The following is an 18083-nucleotide window of genomic DNA, read 5'->3' as shown; positions in this document are numbered from 1 at the left end:
AGGGGGACTCATGGCTGATGAAAAACAAACTAATACAAAAGAAACCGTACAAACATTAGAACAGGTAAAAGAAGCATTAGTGGAAGCTGGCAAAAAGCGTGGAACACTAGCATATGAAGAGATTGCTGATCGCTTAGCCAACTTTGAAATTGAATCAGATCAAATGGATGAGTTCTATGAACACTTAGAAGAACAAGGTGTAGAAGTTATAGGTGAATCAGATGATGACCCTAATATTAAAGAAATTGCTAAAGAGGAAGAATTTAACTTAGAAGATTTGAGCGTTCCTCTTGGGATAAAAATAAATGACCCCGTTAGAATGTATTTAAAAGAAATTGGACGTGTGAACTTACTATCTGCTGCAGAAGAAATTGAACTTGCTACTCGCATAGAAGAAGGCGATGAAGAAGCAAAAAGACGTTTAGCAGAAGCTAACCTGAGACTAGTTGTAAGTATTGCAAAACGATACGTTGGTCGTGGCATGCTCTTTCTTGACTTAATTCAAGAAGGGAATATGGGTCTAATAAAAGCCGTTGAAAAATTTGATTATCGAAAAGGTTTCAAATTCAGTACCTATGCAACTTGGTGGATTCGCCAAGCTATCACGAGAGCAATTGCCGATCAAGCAAGAACGATTCGAATACCTGTTCATATGGTAGAGACCATTAATAAACTAATCCGAGTTCAACGCTCGTTACTACAAGACTTAGGGCGCGAACCTACACCTGAAGAAATCGGTGAAGAAATGGAACTTGCTCCAGATAAGGTCCGAGAAATTCTAAAAATTGCTCAGGAACCTGTTTCACTTGAAACACCTATTGGAGAGGAAGACGACTCTCACTTAGGAGATTTTATAGAAGACCAAGAAGCTGTTTCACCATCTGATCATGCTGCATATGAATTGTTGAAAGAACAACTAGAGGATGTTCTTGATACGCTTACTGATAGAGAAGAGAATGTTCTTCGTTTACGTTTTGGCCTGGATGACGGTCGTACAAGAACCCTAGAAGAAGTTGGTAAAGTCTTCGGTGTAACAAGAGAAAGAATTCGTCAAATTGAAGCAAAAGCACTTCGTAAATTAAGACATCCTAGTCGCAGTAAACGATTAAAAGACTTTATGGATTAATTAGTTGCAGTCATTGAGAGCAGTATATGTTATCAATGACTCTTCTATTTGTTTTTTTGCAGCAAGCAGGCTGTACTGGGGTGAATATAAAATGTCCGATAATCGCATTGCTACTATTGTAAAAGAGATTGAATATTGGAAAGACCATAAATTACTTCCAGAACAATATTGTGATTTCCTTCTTGCCTTATATACGAACGGTGAAGGAGAACCAACAAACAAGAAAAGAAGTGTAAGGAAAGTAAATATTATTATTCAAATATTATTATTGGTAGTGTTGTTACCGTTTTCTTTCCTTGTGGTATATTTTACGAAATTTCCAGAGCTTTTGCAACTAGGTATATTAAGTCTTTTTATTTGTTACTCCATTTGGAGCTATATTTATTGGAAGAGGTATTCAAGCACCATATATCATATTAGCCTTATTATCACGCTATCTTTAGTACTTTTGTTCTCGCTTTTTATCGTAAATTTATTTAGCAATAACAACTATTTAATCTTTGGAGTTATTTTATTGAACTTTGTACTGTGGTTACTTCTTAGCGAGCGGATGCATATTAAATATTTAAAATACACCAGTATATTTGGTGTACTATTTGCCATTTTTTACATAGTTTTATAAAATTTCACATCTTTATGCTTTAAACTAATTTGATTTTCGAGTAAACTATATTATAGTTAGTTTGAAATATATTTAATATTGTAAAGGGGATTACATAAGGAGGAAACGTAATGAGAAAAAACCCAATTATACCTTATGCAATTATTGCTGTAATAGGGGTACTAGCTGTAATCATTATATCTTTTGTAGGGGTAGGACAACGAGATGCAATCCAGCAAGCTGAAGAAGGTGGCGGTGAACAAGCTGTTGAAGAAGGCGAAGTTTCCACAGATCCGGAAGCTATCTTTTCGGCAAATTGCTCTTCATGTCATGGTGCTGACTTATCTGGTGGAATGGGTCCGGATTTAACAACTATTGGTTCTAAATTAAGTGCAGAAGATATTACTCAAATTATTCAAAATGGGCAAGGTCAAATGCCAGCAGTTCAAATGGCCTCTGAAGAAGCAGAGCTCCTTTCTGAATGGTTAAGTGAAAAGCAATAGTATATAATAGTTAGAAAAGCTTTCTGCGGAACAGCAGCAAGCTTTTCTTTTTGCTCTAAAAAAAATATAATATAGAATACAAACGCAATTTTACGTTAATAAACATAGTAAAGGAGTTAGAAATGGTTAAATCAATTACTCTCTCTACCAGATTAGCTACCGTAGCATCCTACATAAAAAAAGGGGCTTTTTTTGCCGATATAGGTTCAGATCATGCTTATTTGCCATGTTATGTGTGCATGCATGATGATACTGCTAGAGCCATTGCTGGAGAAGTGAATAAAGGTCCCTTTAAAAGTGCCATAGAAACCGTTGATACATATAAACTATCAGGTGTTATTGATGTACGTCTTGGGAATGGTTTGGAGGTAATTTCTCCTAATGAAGGGCTTGATCATCTTATTATAGCTGGAATGGGAGGAACACTGATTAAAAGTATTTTGGCAGGTGGAAAATCAAAATTAGAAAATATGGAACGAATTATTGCTCAACCTAATGTTGACGCAAAAAGCGTGCGAAAATGGTTGAGAGATAATCATTATTTTATATCAGATGAGTCTATTGTTAAAGAGAATGGTCACATATATGAAATAATTGTTGCAGACAAAATTATGAATCATTTACCAGTGGATAATGCTCCTACAGATAAAGAGTTACTATTTGGGCCTGTTCTACTGCGGAATAAATCTAAAAACTTTTTTGAAAAATGGAAACATGAGCACGACAAACTGCAACGGGTAATTAACCAAATGAAAAATGCAAAAGTGGAAAATAAGGAAAAGATAATACAGTTTGAAGAAGAGTTGTCTTGGATGGAGGAGGTATTGCAAGATGAAAAATTCATGTACTAATTCTGATATTTTTAAAATGATGGAGAGGTGGGCACCAAAATCTTTAGCATATGACTGGGACAATGTAGGTTTACAGGTTGGCTCTTATAATAACAAGGTAAAAAAGATTATGGTTACATTAGATGTACTTGAATCGGTTGTAGATGAAGCAATTCAGAAAAAGGTGGATCTGATAATTGCGCATCACCCATTATTATTCAAGCCAATGAAAGAAGTAAATTTTGATACTCCTAAGGGAAAAGTAATTCGAAAATTAATAGAAAACCAAATAACAGTTTATGCTGCGCATACGAATCTGGATATAGCAGCTGGTGGGGTGAATGATATGATATGTCGTTCGCTTGGGATAAATGAATCAAATATTTTAATTGAATCTTCTTCATTAAAACTATATAAATTAGCCGTATATGTTCCAAAGACTCATGTAGAAACAGTTAGAAATGGGCTCTCAGAAAGTGGAGCAGGACATATCGGTAATTATAGTCATTGTACCTTTCAAACGGAAGGACAGGGTACGTTTAAGCCTTTAGAAGGAACAGAACCATTTATCGGGGAAAAGGGTAAATTGGAATATGTTGCGGAACAACGAATCGAGACAATTGTACCTGAAAATAGGTTAGAATTAGTAATAAAAGCTATGTTAGCAGCTCATCCATATGAGGAGCCTGCATATGATATATATCCATTAATAAATAGCGGAGAAAAATTTGGTTTAGGTCGTGTTGGAATACTTCAAGAGAAAATGAAACTCGAGGATTTTTGTGAACACGTGAAAAATGCATTTGATATGGAATCTGTCAGAGTGACGGGTGACCTAAACAAAAAAGTTAGTAGAGTAGCTATTCTTGGTGGAAGTGGAGAAAAGTATATTCATCAAGCAAAACATAAAGGTGCGGATGTATATATCACAGGCGATATGTCCTTCCATATGGCACAAGATGCATGGCAAATGGGATTAGCTGTTATCGATGCTGGACACTATATAGAAAAGGTAATGAAAGAAGCTACAGCTACTTATTTAAAAGACACACTCGAAGAAGAATCGTTGGACATAATAGTCTCGGATACAAATACAGATCCTTTCCAATTTATTTAATCACAACTACCTAAAAGGAGTTTTACATGTATGAATGAGAATCAATTTAAGCAATTTCAGTTACAACCTGTTATGCTTAATGCCGTAGAAAAATTAAAGTTTAAAAAACCAACAGAAATACAGGAAAAAGTAATACCAATGATTTTAAAAGGAAAGAGTGTTATTGGTCAATCTAGAACTGGTTCTGGGAAAACACATGCTTATCTACTTCCTTTGTTAAATAAAATGGATACAACTAAAAGAGAAGTTCAATTTGTTATTACGGCACCTACTAGAGAGCTTGCCATGCAAATTTATGATGAAGTTCGCAAAATCATAACTTTTGCGAACAAGGAAGAAGAATGGATTACAAAACTTTTAGTTGGTGGTACAGATAAACAAAAGATGATGGAAAAACTTAAACGACCTCCCCATATAGTGGTTGGAACACCTGGAAGAATTTTAGATTTAGTAAGCGAAGAAGCGTTATCCATTTATTCAGCCAAGTCATTTGTTATTGATGAAGCTGATTTAATGTTAGACCTTGGATTTATTAATGAAGTGGATCAATTGCTATTACGTTCTCAAAGAGATATTCAGTTATTAGTGTTTTCAGCTACAATTCCACAAAGGCTACAACAATTCTTTAAGAAATATTTAGAGAATCCGGAGTATGTAAAAATAGATGATCATTTTTCACCTGAGACGATGGAACATCTCCTAATTGCTGTGAAGCATCGTCAGGAAGCAGATATAATCGTAGACATATCTAAGGCAATAAATCCCTATTTAGCAATAATATTCACCAATGGTAAGAAACAAGCAGATGAATTGGCATCTTCTTTACAGGAAAAAGGCTTGGAGGTCGGTATAATCCATGGTGGTTTAACACCTAGGGAGCGTAAACGTGTTTTAAAAGACATTCAAAACTTACGCTATCAATACGTGGTTGCTACTGATTTAGCTGCTAGAGGTATTGATATAAAAGGAGTCAGCCATGTTATTAATGCTCAAATACCGAAAGAAGAAGAGTTTTATATTCACCGTGTGGGGAGAACAGCTAGAGCTGGTTTGGAAGGAACAGCAATTAGCCTTTACCGAGAAGAAGATTTAAAACTTGTTCAAAAATTAGAAGAGAAAGGTCTGCAGTTTACGTATGTAGATGTAAAAAATGGTGAGTGGAAAGAGGCTAAACCATGGAATGAGCGTCATTTAAGAACTAAAATCACAACGGAATTGGAAAAAGAGGCATGGAAACAGGTTAGGAAGAAACAGAAAGTTAAACCAGGATATAAGAAAAAAATGAAAAAACAACAAGAATCGATAAAAAAACAACTCGCAAAAAAATCAAAATATAAGAAATAACAGGATAGTTGTATTAGATCACTAAGAATTACAGAAAGGGAGAGGTTTAATATGATAAAAATAGGATCACACGTATCCATGAGTGGAAAAAAAATGCTATTAGGTTCGAGTGAAGAAGCGGTGGGCTACGGTGCAAACACATTTATGATTTATACTGGAGCACCACAAAACACAAGAAGAAAGCCTGTGGAGGAGCTAAATATAGAAGCTGGAATTGAACATATGAGACAAAATGGTTTATCTGATATTGTCGTACATGCTCCATATATCATCAACATTGGCAACACAACCAAACCAGCTACCTTTGAACTTGGCGTCAATTTTTTAAGAAGTGAAATTGAACGGACAGAGGCAATAGGGGCAAAGCAGATTGTTCTTCATCCGGGGGCACACGTTGGTGCGGGTCCTGAAGAGGGAATTAAGAAAATTATTGAAGGTTTAAATGAGGTTTTAGATAAAGAAAAGGACGTACAAATTGCTCTTGAAACTATGGCGGGTAAAGGATCTGAAATTGGGAGAACCTTTGAAGAAATAGCAAAAATTATTGATGGTGTTTCATTAAATGAAAAATTATCAGTGTGTTTAGATACATGTCATATACATGATGCAGGATATGATGTTGTTAATGACTTTGATGGTGTTTTAAATGAATTTGACAAGATCATAGGTATTGAGCGTATAAAGGTTGTCCATGTAAATGACAGCAAAAATGAGCGCGGATCACATAAAGACAGACATGAGAATATTGGCTTTGGTCATATCGGATTTAGTGCTCTCCATCATGTTATTCACCATCCACAGTTAGAGACGCTTCCAAAAATACTTGAAACTCCTTATGTTGGAGAAGATAAAAAGAATAAAAAGGCGCCATACAAATTTGAAATTGAAATGATACAAAATGGTCATTTTGATGAAGATTTGAAAGAGAAAATTTTAAATCAGTGATCCACAATTATGAACAAAGGCTGTTTTCTGAAACGCATTTTGTACAAGTTTGCACTAGTGGAAATTATTATAATATAAGAGGGAGAACGTATATTTTATGTTCTCCTTCTTTTCATATTCGAGGCGGTTATCTAAAAGATTGAGGCGTTTTTAATTAACTATGAGATTTAAAAAGCAGCAAAGTATACGAAATGAGCCTTATTCAAAAAGATGTTCTAACCCATATGATTTAATTACTTCATCTAAAAGTTTTCTCGCCTGCTGAGCAGTTTCTATATCTGTGATTCGTGCTAATTCGCGTAGCATTTTTTCACGGTCATTAAACTTGAAGGGGTCGACAGATGAATTTTGATTTAAATAATTCGAAATCTGCATAGCTTGATGTTTAGATAAAGAGAACCCATACTGTTTACTATAAAACATAAGTTCTTCTGACGAAATCTGTTTTAGTTTTTTTCTTACTAACTCCTTGATGAAAATCGACATTGAAAAAACTCCTTATAAGGATTTTTTGCATAAATAAGAAAAAGCACCTTTTTACATTTCTAATACTATATGCAACCCCTTCTTAGAAGTAAACTTGTTCCATCTCCTTTTTTGTTTCCAGGTGTTCTTCCACAAAATAACATTATATAACCAGCGATATTCCATACACTATAACTGCACCTCACAAAAAAAGGAGGTCAAAAACGGTATGGATGAATATAAAAACACTAATGATGATGTTCAAAATGCGCCAAGACATGGAGAGAATTACGGGGAAGAAGTAAAGAATCAGGATTTTGTTGGCATTGAGCCTGATAGTTCAAGAAATGAAGAGTATGCTGCTGAATTTACTGCAGATGATTATCAAGTTCGAGATGGAGCAGATACAGACGGCGAAGTGAATAGTATGTTTGGCTGGATAGGTCTTGCTCTCTCGATTATTTCATTCTTTATGTGGCCAATAGTATTAGGTGCAGCAGGTATTATCTTAGGATTTGTCTCTCGGAGTCGTGGAGCAGAAACTTTAGGTAATATTGCAATAGCAGCTGGGGCAATCTCCATTTTAATTACAGTGTTTATACTCCCTTTCGTTTAGCAAATTAATATTCATTTCTTAGCGGAGACTGAATTTAGTTCAGTCTCCGTTTTTATTATAATCAGGGAAATAGTAAAAACTGTTTGGTTGTAATTGGTATGGATTAACACTTGGGTTTAGCTCATTAAAGTCAGATAAAATTTGTTGTATTTCTATTTCATGAATTTTTTGTGAATTTATTTCTTCTACAATGGATAGAACTGTATCCCCCGAAGAAATCTTAACCTTTTGTACGGAATAGTTGCTGTTACTAACAACAGTGGGTATATCAGGAGGACTATCTTCTTCTTTTATTATTGTACCTAAAGATAAGTCTTTAAAAATACTTGCAACTAACAGTATAATGAAGGTATAGAGAAAGAATCTTTTTATGTATTCCATAATATTCTCCTTTTATGAAACCTATTTTAAGCAAATCCGTATAAATAATGGAGGGGAGGAATTGCTTTGGAAATGTTTGATATAGAATGGATTGGATTAATAATAACCGGACTAGGTACGTTATTTTTAATTGGTGAAGTTTTAGTAAATGCTAAAGGTGTTTTTGGAATCTTAGGAATAGGGTTTATTAGTGTCTATTTTGGTGCTTATGCGACGGAAACAAGCTCCTTAATTCTTATGCTTATTTTATATTTTATTGGATTATTACTTATTATTATTGATGGAAAAGTTATTAATGATGGAACTCTTGCAACTATTGGCTTAGCCATTATGCTATTTTCCGTAGCGCTTGTTGCGCCTTCATTTAGTGCTGGATTGTACTCTGTACTAGGTGTGATTTTTGGAGCAGCGGGTTCACTTATCTTCCTGAAGGTCTTTAAGAAAAGAAATATGTGGAATAAACTTACGTTAAAAGACCAATTAACGAGTGAAGCGGGGTATAATTCTATAAATGCTGATTACGAGAAACTGAAAGGTGAATCGGGAATTACCATGACTGACCTACGACCGGTCGGTACCATTAAAATAAATAATAAAGACTATAGTGCTGTTTCTAACGGGCAGTGGATAGAGAAAAATACAGAAATACGAGTTGTCCAAGTGGATGGAACGAAAATTCTGGTAGAAGTGAAAAAATAATCAAAAACGACCTGGGTTTATAATCCAAGTCGTTTTTTAATATCATCATATAATATTAAGAATGGGAAATAACTAAAAGTACTACGTTCATTAGGCCAACGACTTAAATGAATTGTAAATTTAATGTAAATTATTGTCGGATTACCTTTACAATAACTTTACCTATCTTTAATATGGATAAGGGCACACAGTATTACATACAACTGGATGAAGGGATGTTTAAGAATTGGAAATAGATATACAAGCGTTGTTATTCGACTTTTTCGGCGGTTTAGGTATTTTCTTATTAGGGATTAAATTTATGGGAGATGGTCTTCAAAGATCTGCTGGAGACCGTTTAAGAGACATTTTGGATAGATTTACGAGTAATCCTTTTCTAGGAGTACTAGCAGGTATAATAGTTACCATTCTTATACAGAGTAGTTCTGGTACAACAGTACTAACAGTAGGTTTGGTAAATGCAGGTTTCATGACATTAAGGCAAGCTATCGGGGTTATTATGGGTGCAAATATAGGTACCACTGTTACAGCATTTATTATTGGTATTGATTTAGGTGCATATGCGCTTCCCATCATAGCAGCTGGTGCGTTTTTAATTTTCTTTTTTAAGAACCCTAAAGTTACTGCTGCTGGATATACAGTATTTGGTTTTGGTTCTCTATTTTTCGGTTTAGAATTAATGAGTGCAGGAATGAAACCATTACGTTCCTTGCAAGTCTTTCAAGATTTAACGATTAGTATGAGTGATAATCCTATACTAGGTGTAGTTATCGGGACTCTATTTACGCTGATTGTTCAAAGTTCAAGTGCTACTATAGGTATACTTCAAGGACTGTATTCTGAAGGTGCAATAGCCTTAGATGCGGCCCTTCCGGTATTATTTGGAGATAATTTAGGGACAACAATCACTGCAATCTTAGCATCAATAGGAGCAACGATTGCAGCAAAACGTGCAGCTCTAACACACGTTATTTTTAATATGTTGGGTAGTACCGTATTTTTAATCCTGTTAGGTATATTCACACAGTATGTCCTGTGGTTACAAGGCCAATTTAATTTAAATCCTGAGATGACGATTGCGTTCGCTCATGGTAGCTTTAATATCTTAAATACCGTAATACAATTTCCGTTTATTGCAGGTTTAGCATGGATTGTAACAAAGGCTATTCCAGGTGAAGATTCAATAATCGAGTATAAACCTCAACATCTAGATCCTATTTTTATACAAAGGTCATCATCATTAGCATTGGAACAATCAAGGTCAGAAGTAGTAAGAATGGGCGAATATGCTTATAAAGGGTTGGAAGAGACCAATTTATATTTAACAACAAATGCTCAAAAGCACTCAGAAATTGCAATGCAGATTGAGGGTGCCCTAAACAATTTGGATCGTAAAATCACTGATTACCTAGTAAATATTTCTGGAGAATCACTAAGTGAAGTAGAAAGTGCCAAACACACGGCCTTAATGGATACGGTACGTGATATAGAAAGAATTGGCGATCATTTTGAGAATATTATCGAATTAGTTGATTATAAAATTTCAAATAAGGTTCATTTAACTGAAAGTGCATTGGAAGATTTGAATAATATGTTTGACCTTACACTAATGACTGTGAAGCAAGCTGTTAATGCATTAGAAGAGTCAAGTAGAGAAAAAGCACTTGAAGTCGTGCAAAAAGAAGAACAAATCGATAAAATGGAAAGAGACTATCGTAAAAAGCATATCATTCGTATGAATGAGGGACATTGCAGTGGACCTGCAGGAATTGTATTTGTCGATATTATTAGTAATTTAGAGCGTATTGGTGATCATGCTGTGAATATAGCAGAAGATGTTTTAGGAGAATAAACTAAGAATAGAGGAAGTAATTTTTCTTCCTCTTTTTCTTGCTTTTCTATTGAAAGTTTATTCTAAAAGTGCTATTATAAATATTGTCGTTTCAGAGAGAAATTTTAAGATTGTTGTTGACAGCGAAGAAGAAACATGGTAAATTATATTTCGTTACTGTAATTGTTTGTTATGAATAAATTATTCCACAGTAGCTCAGTGGTAGAGCAATCGGCTGTTAACCGATCGGTCGTAGGTTCGAATCCTACCTGTGGAGCCAATGGCGGCGTAGCTCAGCTGGCGAGAGCGTACGGTTCATACCCGTGAGGTCGTGGGTTCGATCCCCTCCGCCGCTACCATATAATCAATTTTAAGCCATAAGACGGCGGTCGTGGCGAAGTGGTTAACGCACCGGATTGTGGCTCCGGCATTCGTGGGTTCGATTCCCACCGGTCGCCCCATATAATATACATACGGACCCTTAGCTCAGTTGGTTAGAGCTATCGGCTCATAACCGATCGGTCGCAGGTTCGAGTCCTGCAGGGTCCACCATTTTTTTAGCCTTGGAGGTATACCCAAGTCTGGCTGAAGGGATCGGTCTTGAAAACCGACAGGCGGGTCAAACCGCGCGGGGGTTCGAATCCCTCTACCTCCTCCATACATATATTAGGAAAATAAAACAATAACACGGCTTGGTAGCTCAGTCGGTAGAGCAGAGGACTGAAAATCCTTGTGTCGGCGGTTCGATTCCGTCCCGAGCCACTCTCTAAAGAACAAGTTATACACTTGTTCTTTTTATAATGTCTGTAAAAGGTTATTTTCTTAAGTTTGGCTCCTTTTATGTAGGAGTTGATTCGAACTACGACGTAATGAAAACTCTTTTTGTTATGCTCTCGCTCGGATTAATGATTATTAAGAGATTACATTCGCTTCGGCAGAATACTACGCTTTCCGTGGGAACGGCCTCAGCCCCCTCGGAAGAAAACCACTTCCTGCGGGGTCTACGGAATCGTGCTAATCCCACAGGACAAGGAAGGCTTCGGCAACATTACATCGCACGAAGAAAATTTCCATTTATTCTGTCTCCGTATTTTGCCTACGCTATGTTACATCCTCTATATTTAAAAAGTTATAGTCCTTAATGATACGTTTGGGCAAGTTGTTCATTGTAAATATAATTATTCTATTTAAAATCAAGAAGAGCTGGGACTTAGTGGAGGAAACACACGAAGACTTCTGCGGGAGGAAAGGCATCGGTGAGACCCCACAGTGCGATAGCACGAGGAGGCTCACCAGCCGCCCGCGAAAAGCGAAGTGTGTTTCCGGAACGATTTGTTTCGCACAATACTGAATTTCATACAAAATGCGTCATAACCAGTAAAAAGACAACATTATATTAGTAGCCACCCATCAAAAACTAGTTAAAAAATGAGTTATAAAAGAAAATACGTGCAAAATGTTTGCAAGTATTGGAAAGCAATGATAATCTTCTAATTATAGGGTGAAAATCCTTATTTAACCATTTTTATTTTAAGGAGGAAGATATTCATGGCAAAATTTGAATTACCAGAATTACCATATGCATACGATGCATTAGAACCAACAATCGATAAAGAAACAATGACAATTCATCATACGAAACACCATAACACATATGTTACAAATCTAAATGGTGCTGTGGAAGGACTTTCAGAATTAGAAGGTAAATCTGTAGAAGAATTAGTTAGTAATTTAGATGCAGTTCCTGAAGCAAAACGTACTGCTGTACGTAATAATGGTGGTGGACATGCTAACCATAGTCTTTTCTGGAAAGTACTATCTCCTAACGGTGGTGGGGAGCCAACTGGAGAATTAGCTGATAAAATCAATGCAAAATTCGGCAGCTTTGATAAATTTAAAGAAGAATTTGAAACAGCAGCAAAAACTCGCTTTGGATCAGGTTGGGCTTGGTTAGTCGTTAATAATGGTGAACTTGAAGTAACAAGCACTCCAAACCAAGATTCTCCCTTAATGGAAGGTAAAACACCAGTGTTGGGTGTGGATGTTTGGGAACATGCATATTACTTAAAATATCAAAACAGACGCCCTGAATACCTTTCAGCTTTCTGGAATGTGGTTAACTGGGACGAAGTTGCAAAAAACTATAACGAAGCTAAATAAGTTATTTTTAATTATAAAAACACGTGGGTTTAACCCACGTGTTTTTTTGCATATCTAACTCTCTTTCGTTCACACTAAGAAAAGACTTAAAGGAGTAGTTAGATATGTTAAAAATACTGCAGGCATTTGAAAATAAAATAGACATCAATCGCGACCTATTATTATTGTTACTTATTGGTGGACTGTATTCACTTGGGATTTTTCTTTCTAACACTTTTGTTAATATTTATTTATGGAGACAGTCTGGAGATTATGTAACGATAGCTGTTTATAATCTGGGAATTAATCTTTTTCAAGCGATGACGTTTGTATTAGCAGGAAGACTGGCTAAAAAGATTGACCGTATTATTGTATTGAGATTAGGAGTTATCTTTTTGTCTTTGTTTTTCTTATCAGTATTAATTATTGGTGAAAAGGCATCTACCTTTAATTTTATGTTAGGATGCTTACTTGGTATTGGATATGGCTTCTATTGGCTTGCATTTAATGTGTTAACGTTTGAAATAACTGAACCAGATACAAGAGATTTCTTTAATGGTTTTTTGGGAGTACTTCAATCTTTAGGTGGAATGATAGGTCCGCTTCTTGCAGGTATTATCATTTCTCGTATGTCTACCGGTGTAGGTTACACAACTATTTTTACCATTTCATTTGTTCTATTCATATGTGCCGTCGCTGCTAGTTTCTTTTTACGACGTCGCAGTGCAAAAGGGAATTTCCATTTTAAACGTATTTTGCATGAAAAACGTCAAAATAAAAATTGGAGCAGGGTACTTAATGCTCATTTTTTTCAAGGGATCCGAGAAGGTGTGTTTGTTTTTGTTATTTCCATTTGGGTATTTATTGTCACTCAAAGTGAATTTGCATTAGGTACTTTTAATTTATTTCTTTCAGGACTATCTGCTGTATTGTATTTTATTGTAACAAGGTTTATTAAACCTTCTTTTAGGAAAAAAGCTATCTTGTTAGGGGCCAGTTTATTATATGTTTCCATTTTCATTATATTATTTGACGTAAGTTATTTTCTATTGATCGTATATGCTGTCGTAATAGGGATTGCTTATCCAATTATAAATGTACCTTATGTTTCGTTAACCTATGATGTTATAGGTAAAGCATGGAAAGCAGGAGAATTGCGTATTGAATACATTGTTGTCCGAGAACTGTTTCTAAATAGTGGAAGGATTGTATCTGTGGTTGTTTTTCTAATTTCTATTTTGTTATTTGAGGCAGAAAAAGTAATTCCAATTATTTTAGTTATCTTTGGGGCAGGTCACTTGTTTATCTATTTCTTTGTAAGAAATATTTATTTAGGCAGTACCCAGCATAAAGAAGTATTGATGAAAGATCAGATTACAGATGAAAAAAATCGATAGTGGGATTATGACTTTATAAAAATAATTTGACAAATTTTTGGGAGCGTTGGCTATGACCGAAAAATCAAGAAAGAAAAAAAAGTCACAACTGCCATTCCGAATAAATGTATTGTTTTTTGTTGTTTTCCTGCTATTCTCTATACTTATACTTCAGTTAGGGGTTGTACAAATACTAAATGGGAGTAATTTCCAAAAAGAAATCGAAAGAACTAGATTGGATACTAGCAGTATCCCAGTGCCCCGAGGGAAAATTTATGACAGTAATAACATTGTAATTGTAGATAATGAACCGGTATATTCAATTACCTACACGCCAGAGAAGGGGGTACAAGCAAAAGAACGTTTAGATATAGCAAAGAAATTGTCTAGATTCATATCTATGGTTCCGGTAGAAGAAAGCAATCCAGAGACATACTATGACAGTGAATTGTCAGAAAGAAATCTAAAAGAGTATTGGTATTTAGAAAATAAAGATGAAGCTGATAGCAGATTACCGGATGATGAGCGGGAAAAATTAAGTAATGTAGAAGCATATAACAAAACATTGGATTTAATAACAACTGAAGAAATAAACAGTCTTACTTTACAGGAAAAAGAAATTATTGCTATTAAAAAAGAATTGGATAAGGCTTACTCCTTAACACCCCAAATTGTAAAAAATAAAGGTGTTACAGCTGAAGAATATGCTAAAGTATCAGAGCATTTAAATGAACTACCAGGTATTAATGCAACAACTGACTGGAATCGCGGTTACCCATATAGAGATACTTTACGAAGTTTATTAGGTTCGATTACAACACAGGAAGAGGGAATCCCTGCTGAGAATGAAGAGTATTATCTTACTAGAGGTTATAGTAGAAATGACCGAGTTGGAACAAGCGGATTAGAGGACTATTATGAAGAGGTATTAAGAGGTAGAAAAGAGCAAAAACAGTACACTACAACAAAAGATGGTGTAGTAATAGGCTCAGATACTGTGGTAGAAGGATATCATGGAAAGGATTTAGTTCTAACTATTGATATTAAATTTCAAGAAGCAGTTGATAACATCGTACAAGAGGAATTGTTGACTGCTATTAATAAACACCCTTACGCAAATCGATTCTTAACGGATGCTCTAGTTGTGGTGGTTAATCCAAAGACAGGTGAAATACTAGCGGTGTCAGGTCAACGGTATCTTCGGGATAAGAATGAGTTTAGTAATGAGGCATTTCGTACGTTATATGATGCGCATAGGCCGGGTTCTGCAATCAAAGGAGCAACTGTGCTGGCTGGTTATGATTCTGGTGTTATCAAACCTGGACAGAGTTTCTATGATAGACCAATCAAAATAGCAGGTACCCCAGAAAAATCTTCTTATAGCAATTTAGGATTAGTCAATGATTATGATGCTTTAAAATTATCATCTAACGTATATATGTTCTACATTGCACTCAGAATGGGTGGAGAGTATCGGTACCCATTTCCAAATGGAAGTACCGTTTCCATCAATCACCTTGCTTTTCAAACATTTCGCAAATACTTCTCGCAATTTGGGCTTGGTATAGAAACAGGTATTGATTACCCATATGAAGCTACTGGATTTGTTGGCACAGAACCAAAGGCGGGTAATTTAATGGATTTTGCAATCGGGCAATATGATACCTATACAACGATGCAATTGGTGCAATATATATCTACTATCGCTAATGGTGGATATCGAGTGAAACCTTATTTCGTTAAGGAAATCCGTAATCATAATGTTACAGAAGATAAACCAGGATCGATTTCACGCACGGTTAACACTTCTGTATTAAACAAGATTGATATGAATCATATAGAAAGAGTCCAGGAAGGTTTTCGAAGGGTATTTCAAGAATCCCGAGGAACTGCTTCTAAATACTTTGCTGATAAGAAATATAAACCTGCCGGAAAAACGGGTACTGCTCAAAGTGACTATTTTAATCCAAATGATGGATCATTGCATAAGACGGAGAATCGCACATTAGTTGGATATGCACCATTCAATGACCCTGAAGTAGCTTTTGCAATTGTGGTTCCCAACATGGGAGCAAATATAAAAAAACAACACCCTATCAATAATTTAATAGGGGAAAGAATATTGGATACGTATTTTGAAATGAAAAAAAGAGATGTAGATGAAAATTAGAATAATTAGCATAAGCAAAAGCTCTGAATTTATCAAATGAATCGATTTGGTTCTAATAAACATCTTTATTACTTAACAATAATATAACTATGGAATTTTGACAGAAGGAAACGCAAAGGATTTTTTTACCTTTGCGTTATTGTCTTTTTAATGGCAGGAAGGACACTACAATAGGAGTGTTTCACTATGTTGTACTTTCTATGAACTCTAAATCTCCCAGTTAGCTTTAATTAACCCAGTCCGAGGAATATGCCTCTCTATGGAATATGAGTATATATACATATTTTACTCAGTCTTAACACTACATTAATAATTATTCGATATAATTACCTTAGTAAACTATATTAGTTTTTTTGTATTAACAGTAAGTAAGGAGATGTGATCAGGAGATGGTAACGACACGTAATCAATTCAATAATGAATTAGAAGAATTAAATAAGCGGATTATTAAACTGGCGGAGTTATCTGGTCAAGCTTTAAATGAAGCAATAGATGCTTTATTTACCCAGGATTTAGAGAAAGCAAGGAAAGTCATTGATGAGGATATACAAATTGATCGTGGGGAATTAGAAATAAATGATCAAACCGTTTTATTAATAGCAAAACAACAGCCGGTTGCTACAGATTTACGAAGAACAATAATGGCGTTAAGAATTGTGACAGATATTGAAAGAATGGCTGATAATGCTAAAAACATAGCTCAGTCAACCATTCAATTAGGAGAGACTTACATTGCTATTCCAGACGGAATTCATAAAATGCAAGAGCTAATTATGGAGATGTTACAGCAAGCCATTATTGCGTTTGAACAGGAAGATATCATCATAGCTAAGAAATTAGGTGGAATGGACGATAAAGTAGACAAATTGTATAAAGATATGGTTAGTGAATTATTGGGAGAAACAGCTACAAATCCTGATAAAATCCAATATGTAATGCAAGTGGCATTTATTGCAAGATATCTTGAAAGGTTTGCTGACCATATCACAAATATTGGGGAGAGCATTCTTTATTTAGTTAGGGGAGAAAACTATAACTTAAATTAAATTGGATGTCTCAAAAGTTTAAATAAAAAAAGAATGAGCAGTTTACATTATAACTGCTCATTCCTATTTAATTAGTCAATGCTTCTGCAAGTTCATAGAAGCTCATATCACTCGAAACTTCAACTTCCCCAAGCTGTACTTTCAGATGATAGTCATTATCAATTAGATATTCATTAAATTCTGAGGATTCTTTAATGATTTTATTTTCTTCCAGCAAGTCACTAATAGAAGAAGTGTGCATACCCGACTCTACGTTAATCACAACAGTCTTTGCACTTTCTTCTTGTTCTTCTTTCTTATCCTCTTCTTTGGATTCTTCTTTACTATCTTCTTTTTCGTCCTGATCACCCTTATCTAATTCTGGAGCTTCGGAATCTTCTTTCTTATCCTCTTCTTCTTGAGTTTCTTTTTCTAATTCTTTGTCTTCGCCCGTATTTATCGTCATGGAAATATATTCTTTATTATCAAGTACATGGTAACCTTCGTCCTCGAGCCTAGGAATCATTTGATCTACTGATAATTCTTCTGCATTGTTCTTTTCAGTAAAATAGACTCCTACTAACATGACTATTCCAGCTGTGATTAATCCTAATGAGAAATATCGTACGAGTTGTTTCATGTGTTTCTCCTCTTTTAACTATTATTTATTAACTAGCATGTCATTCGCAAGATCATCAGGAACTAATTCTTCTTCTAACACTTTAATTTTTTTCTTCATCTGATATGTATCTTGCATAGTTGTAATGGATAATTGTTCCACTTGGCTTTCCAAGTCTTCCAATCTATCATTCATGAAAAATGACAAAGCAAATAGAACAACTCCAACAAGTACAATTGCAATAGCAGCATAAAGCATGCGTATTCCTCCTTATCCCTAAAAAAATCTAATATATA

18 protein-coding genes and 6 tRNA genes are annotated in these 18083 nt (G+C 35.1%); 20 read left to right on the top strand and 4 right to left on the bottom strand.

The features are described 5' to 3' along the window. The first annotated feature begins 10 nt into the window (after positions 1-10). From rpoD to D8M06_RS03140, 7 genes are all read left to right on the top strand, one after another. Positions 11-1126 (top strand): RNA polymerase sigma factor RpoD, encoded by a 1116-nt coding sequence (gene rpoD / locus D8M06_RS03170; RefSeq protein WP_121202887.1) that lies wholly within the window; start codon positions 11-13, stop codon positions 1124-1126. A gap of 91 nt (positions 1127-1217) precedes the next feature. After that, positions 1218-1748, top strand: coding sequence for a hypothetical protein (locus D8M06_RS03165; RefSeq protein WP_121202886.1), 531 nt, complete (start codon positions 1218-1220; stop codon positions 1746-1748). 110 nt (positions 1749-1858) lie between these two features. Then, complete coding sequence (cccA, locus tag D8M06_RS03160) at positions 1859-2230, top strand: cytochrome c550 (RefSeq protein ID WP_121202885.1); 372 nt, start codon at positions 1859-1861, stop codon at positions 2228-2230. 122 nt (positions 2231-2352) lie between these two features. Further along, the gene (locus tag D8M06_RS03155) at positions 2353-3081 is read left to right on the top strand and encodes a tRNA (adenine(22)-N(1))-methyltransferase (RefSeq protein WP_121202884.1); all 729 of its coding nucleotides are present in this window, start codon (positions 2353-2355) and stop codon (positions 3079-3081) included. Continuing rightward, on the top strand, positions 3062-4177 hold the full coding sequence (locus D8M06_RS03150; protein ID WP_121202883.1) for a Nif3-like dinuclear metal center hexameric protein: 1116 nt from the start codon (positions 3062-3064) through the stop codon (positions 4175-4177). Before D8M06_RS03155 ends, D8M06_RS03150 begins: the two co-directional genes overlap by 20 nt. Positions 4178-4207: 30 nt before the next feature. Further along, the gene (locus D8M06_RS03145; RefSeq protein ID WP_121202882.1) at positions 4208-5521 is read left to right on the top strand and encodes a DEAD/DEAH box helicase; all 1314 of its coding nucleotides are present in this window, start codon (positions 4208-4210) and stop codon (positions 5519-5521) included. A 51-nt stretch (positions 5522-5572) separates the two neighbouring features. Continuing rightward, positions 5573-6466 (top strand): deoxyribonuclease IV, encoded by an 894-nt coding sequence (locus D8M06_RS03140; RefSeq protein WP_121202881.1) that lies wholly within the window; start codon positions 5573-5575, stop codon positions 6464-6466. A 198-nt stretch (positions 6467-6664) separates the two neighbouring features. Here D8M06_RS03140 and D8M06_RS03135 read toward each other — a convergent pair whose 3' ends face one another. Beyond that, entirely contained in the window at positions 6665-6952 is a 288-nt protein-coding gene (locus D8M06_RS03135; RefSeq protein WP_121202880.1) for a DUF2624 domain-containing protein, read from the bottom strand. Positions 6953-7160: 208 nt separating this feature from the next. On the opposite strand from D8M06_RS03135, the gene D8M06_RS03130 reads away from it, so the two are divergent. After that, entirely contained in the window at positions 7161-7547 is a 387-nt protein-coding gene (locus D8M06_RS03130) for a hypothetical protein (protein WP_121202879.1), read from the top strand. Positions 7548-7586: 39 nt separating this feature from the next. Here the strand turns inward: D8M06_RS03130 and D8M06_RS03125 are convergent, their stop codons facing one another. Then, positions 7587-7928 (bottom strand): hypothetical protein, encoded by a 342-nt coding sequence (locus D8M06_RS03125; protein ID WP_121202878.1) that lies wholly within the window; start codon positions 7926-7928, stop codon positions 7587-7589. 72 nt (positions 7929-8000) lie between these two features. On the opposite strand from D8M06_RS03125, the gene D8M06_RS03120 reads away from it, so the two are divergent. From D8M06_RS03120 to phoU, 12 genes are all read left to right on the top strand, one after another. Further along, the gene (locus D8M06_RS03120; RefSeq protein ID WP_421904172.1) at positions 8001-8627 is read left to right on the top strand and encodes an NfeD family protein; all 627 of its coding nucleotides are present in this window, start codon (positions 8001-8003) and stop codon (positions 8625-8627) included. A gap of 226 nt (positions 8628-8853) precedes the next feature. Then, positions 8854-10479 (top strand): Na/Pi cotransporter family protein, encoded by a 1626-nt coding sequence (locus D8M06_RS03115; RefSeq protein ID WP_121202876.1) that lies wholly within the window; start codon positions 8854-8856, stop codon positions 10477-10479. Between the two features lie 184 nt (positions 10480-10663). After that, positions 10664-10738, top strand: a tRNA-Asn gene (locus tag D8M06_RS03110). Between the two features lie 2 nt (positions 10739-10740). Next, positions 10741-10817, top strand: a tRNA-Met gene (locus D8M06_RS03105). A 26-nt stretch (positions 10818-10843) separates the two neighbouring features. Beyond that, positions 10844-10919 (top strand) — tRNA-His (locus D8M06_RS03100). A gap of 14 nt (positions 10920-10933) precedes the next feature. Continuing rightward, positions 10934-11010: transfer RNA gene (locus tag D8M06_RS03095), tRNA-Ile, on the top strand. A gap of 13 nt (positions 11011-11023) precedes the next feature. Then, a tRNA-Ser gene (locus tag D8M06_RS03090) sits at positions 11024-11116 on the top strand. A gap of 31 nt (positions 11117-11147) precedes the next feature. Further along, positions 11148-11220: transfer RNA gene (locus D8M06_RS03085), tRNA-Phe, on the top strand. Between the two features lie 786 nt (positions 11221-12006). Then, the gene (gene sodA, locus D8M06_RS03080) at positions 12007-12618 is read left to right on the top strand and encodes a superoxide dismutase SodA (RefSeq protein ID WP_121202875.1); all 612 of its coding nucleotides are present in this window, start codon (positions 12007-12009) and stop codon (positions 12616-12618) included. Positions 12619-12722: 104 nt separating this feature from the next. Continuing rightward, positions 12723-13994, top strand: a complete 1272-nt coding sequence (locus D8M06_RS03075; protein WP_121202874.1) for an MFS transporter — start codon at positions 12723-12725, stop codon at positions 13992-13994. A 52-nt stretch (positions 13995-14046) separates the two neighbouring features. Further along, positions 14047-16143 carry a peptidoglycan D,D-transpeptidase FtsI family protein gene (locus D8M06_RS03070; protein ID WP_121202873.1) on the top strand — a complete coding sequence of 699 codons (2097 nt, stop codon included), beginning with the start codon at positions 14047-14049 and terminating at the stop codon, positions 16141-16143. Positions 16144-16532: 389 nt separating this feature from the next. Next, positions 16533-17189, top strand: coding sequence for a phosphate signaling complex protein PhoU (gene phoU / locus D8M06_RS03065; protein WP_121202872.1), 657 nt, complete (start codon positions 16533-16535; stop codon positions 17187-17189). Between the two features lie 67 nt (positions 17190-17256). On the opposite strand, the gene D8M06_RS20090 is transcribed toward phoU, so the two are convergent. Together D8M06_RS20090 and D8M06_RS03055 are read right to left on the bottom strand one after the other, a co-directional pair. Next, positions 17257-17808: an endolytic transglycosylase MltG gene (locus D8M06_RS20090; protein ID WP_241558791.1), complete on the bottom strand. Its 552-nt coding sequence runs from the start codon at positions 17806-17808 to the stop codon at positions 17257-17259. Positions 17809-17829: 21 nt separating this feature from the next. After that, complete coding sequence (locus D8M06_RS03055; protein ID WP_121202871.1) at positions 17830-18045, bottom strand: hypothetical protein; 216 nt, start codon at positions 18043-18045, stop codon at positions 17830-17832. Between the last annotated feature and the right edge of the window lie 38 nt (positions 18046-18083).

The sequence above is a fragment of the Oceanobacillus halophilus genome (genome assembly GCF_003628505.1).
GTDB classification, from domain to species: Bacteria; Bacillota; Bacilli; order Bacillales; family Amphibacillaceae; genus Oceanobacillus; species Oceanobacillus halophilus.
Note: the sequence above shows the minus strand (reverse complement) of the source record. Positions and strands in the feature narration are given on the sequence as shown.

Coding starts and splice junctions, on each gene's coding strand:
- D8M06_RS03120 (WP_421904172.1), top strand. CDS start 8,001: ATGTTTGATATAGAATGGATTGGATTAATAATAACCGGACTAGGTACG.
- D8M06_RS03130 (WP_121202879.1), top strand. CDS start 7,161: ATGGATGAATATAAAAACACTAATGATGATGTTCAAAATGCGCCAAGA.
- D8M06_RS03075 (WP_121202874.1), top strand. CDS start 12,723: ATGTTAAAAATACTGCAGGCATTTGAAAATAAAATAGACATCAATCGC.
- rpoD (WP_121202887.1), top strand. CDS start 11: ATGGCTGATGAAAAACAAACTAATACAAAAGAAACCGTACAAACATTA.
- D8M06_RS03055 (WP_121202871.1), bottom strand. CDS start 18,045: ATGCTTTATGCTGCTATTGCAATTGTACTTGTTGGAGTTGTTCTATTT.
- D8M06_RS03125 (WP_121202878.1), bottom strand. CDS start 7,928: ATGGAATACATAAAAAGATTCTTTCTCTATACCTTCATTATACTGTTA.
- D8M06_RS03165 (WP_121202886.1), top strand. CDS start 1,218: ATGTCCGATAATCGCATTGCTACTATTGTAAAAGAGATTGAATATTGG.
- D8M06_RS03155 (WP_121202884.1), top strand. CDS start 2,353: ATGGTTAAATCAATTACTCTCTCTACCAGATTAGCTACCGTAGCATCC.
- D8M06_RS03135 (WP_121202880.1), bottom strand. CDS start 6,952: ATGTCGATTTTCATCAAGGAGTTAGTAAGAAAAAAACTAAAACAGATT.
- D8M06_RS03070 (WP_121202873.1), top strand. CDS start 14,047: ATGACCGAAAAATCAAGAAAGAAAAAAAAGTCACAACTGCCATTCCGA.
- D8M06_RS03150 (WP_121202883.1), top strand. CDS start 3,062: ATGAAAAATTCATGTACTAATTCTGATATTTTTAAAATGATGGAGAGG.
- D8M06_RS03140 (WP_121202881.1), top strand. CDS start 5,573: ATGATAAAAATAGGATCACACGTATCCATGAGTGGAAAAAAAATGCTA.
- D8M06_RS03145 (WP_121202882.1), top strand. CDS start 4,208: ATGAATGAGAATCAATTTAAGCAATTTCAGTTACAACCTGTTATGCTT.
- phoU (WP_121202872.1), top strand. CDS start 16,533: ATGGTAACGACACGTAATCAATTCAATAATGAATTAGAAGAATTAAAT.
- sodA (WP_121202875.1), top strand. CDS start 12,007: ATGGCAAAATTTGAATTACCAGAATTACCATATGCATACGATGCATTA.
- D8M06_RS20090 (WP_241558791.1), bottom strand. CDS start 17,808: ATGAAACAACTCGTACGATATTTCTCATTAGGATTAATCACAGCTGGA.
- cccA (WP_121202885.1), top strand. CDS start 1,859: ATGAGAAAAAACCCAATTATACCTTATGCAATTATTGCTGTAATAGGG.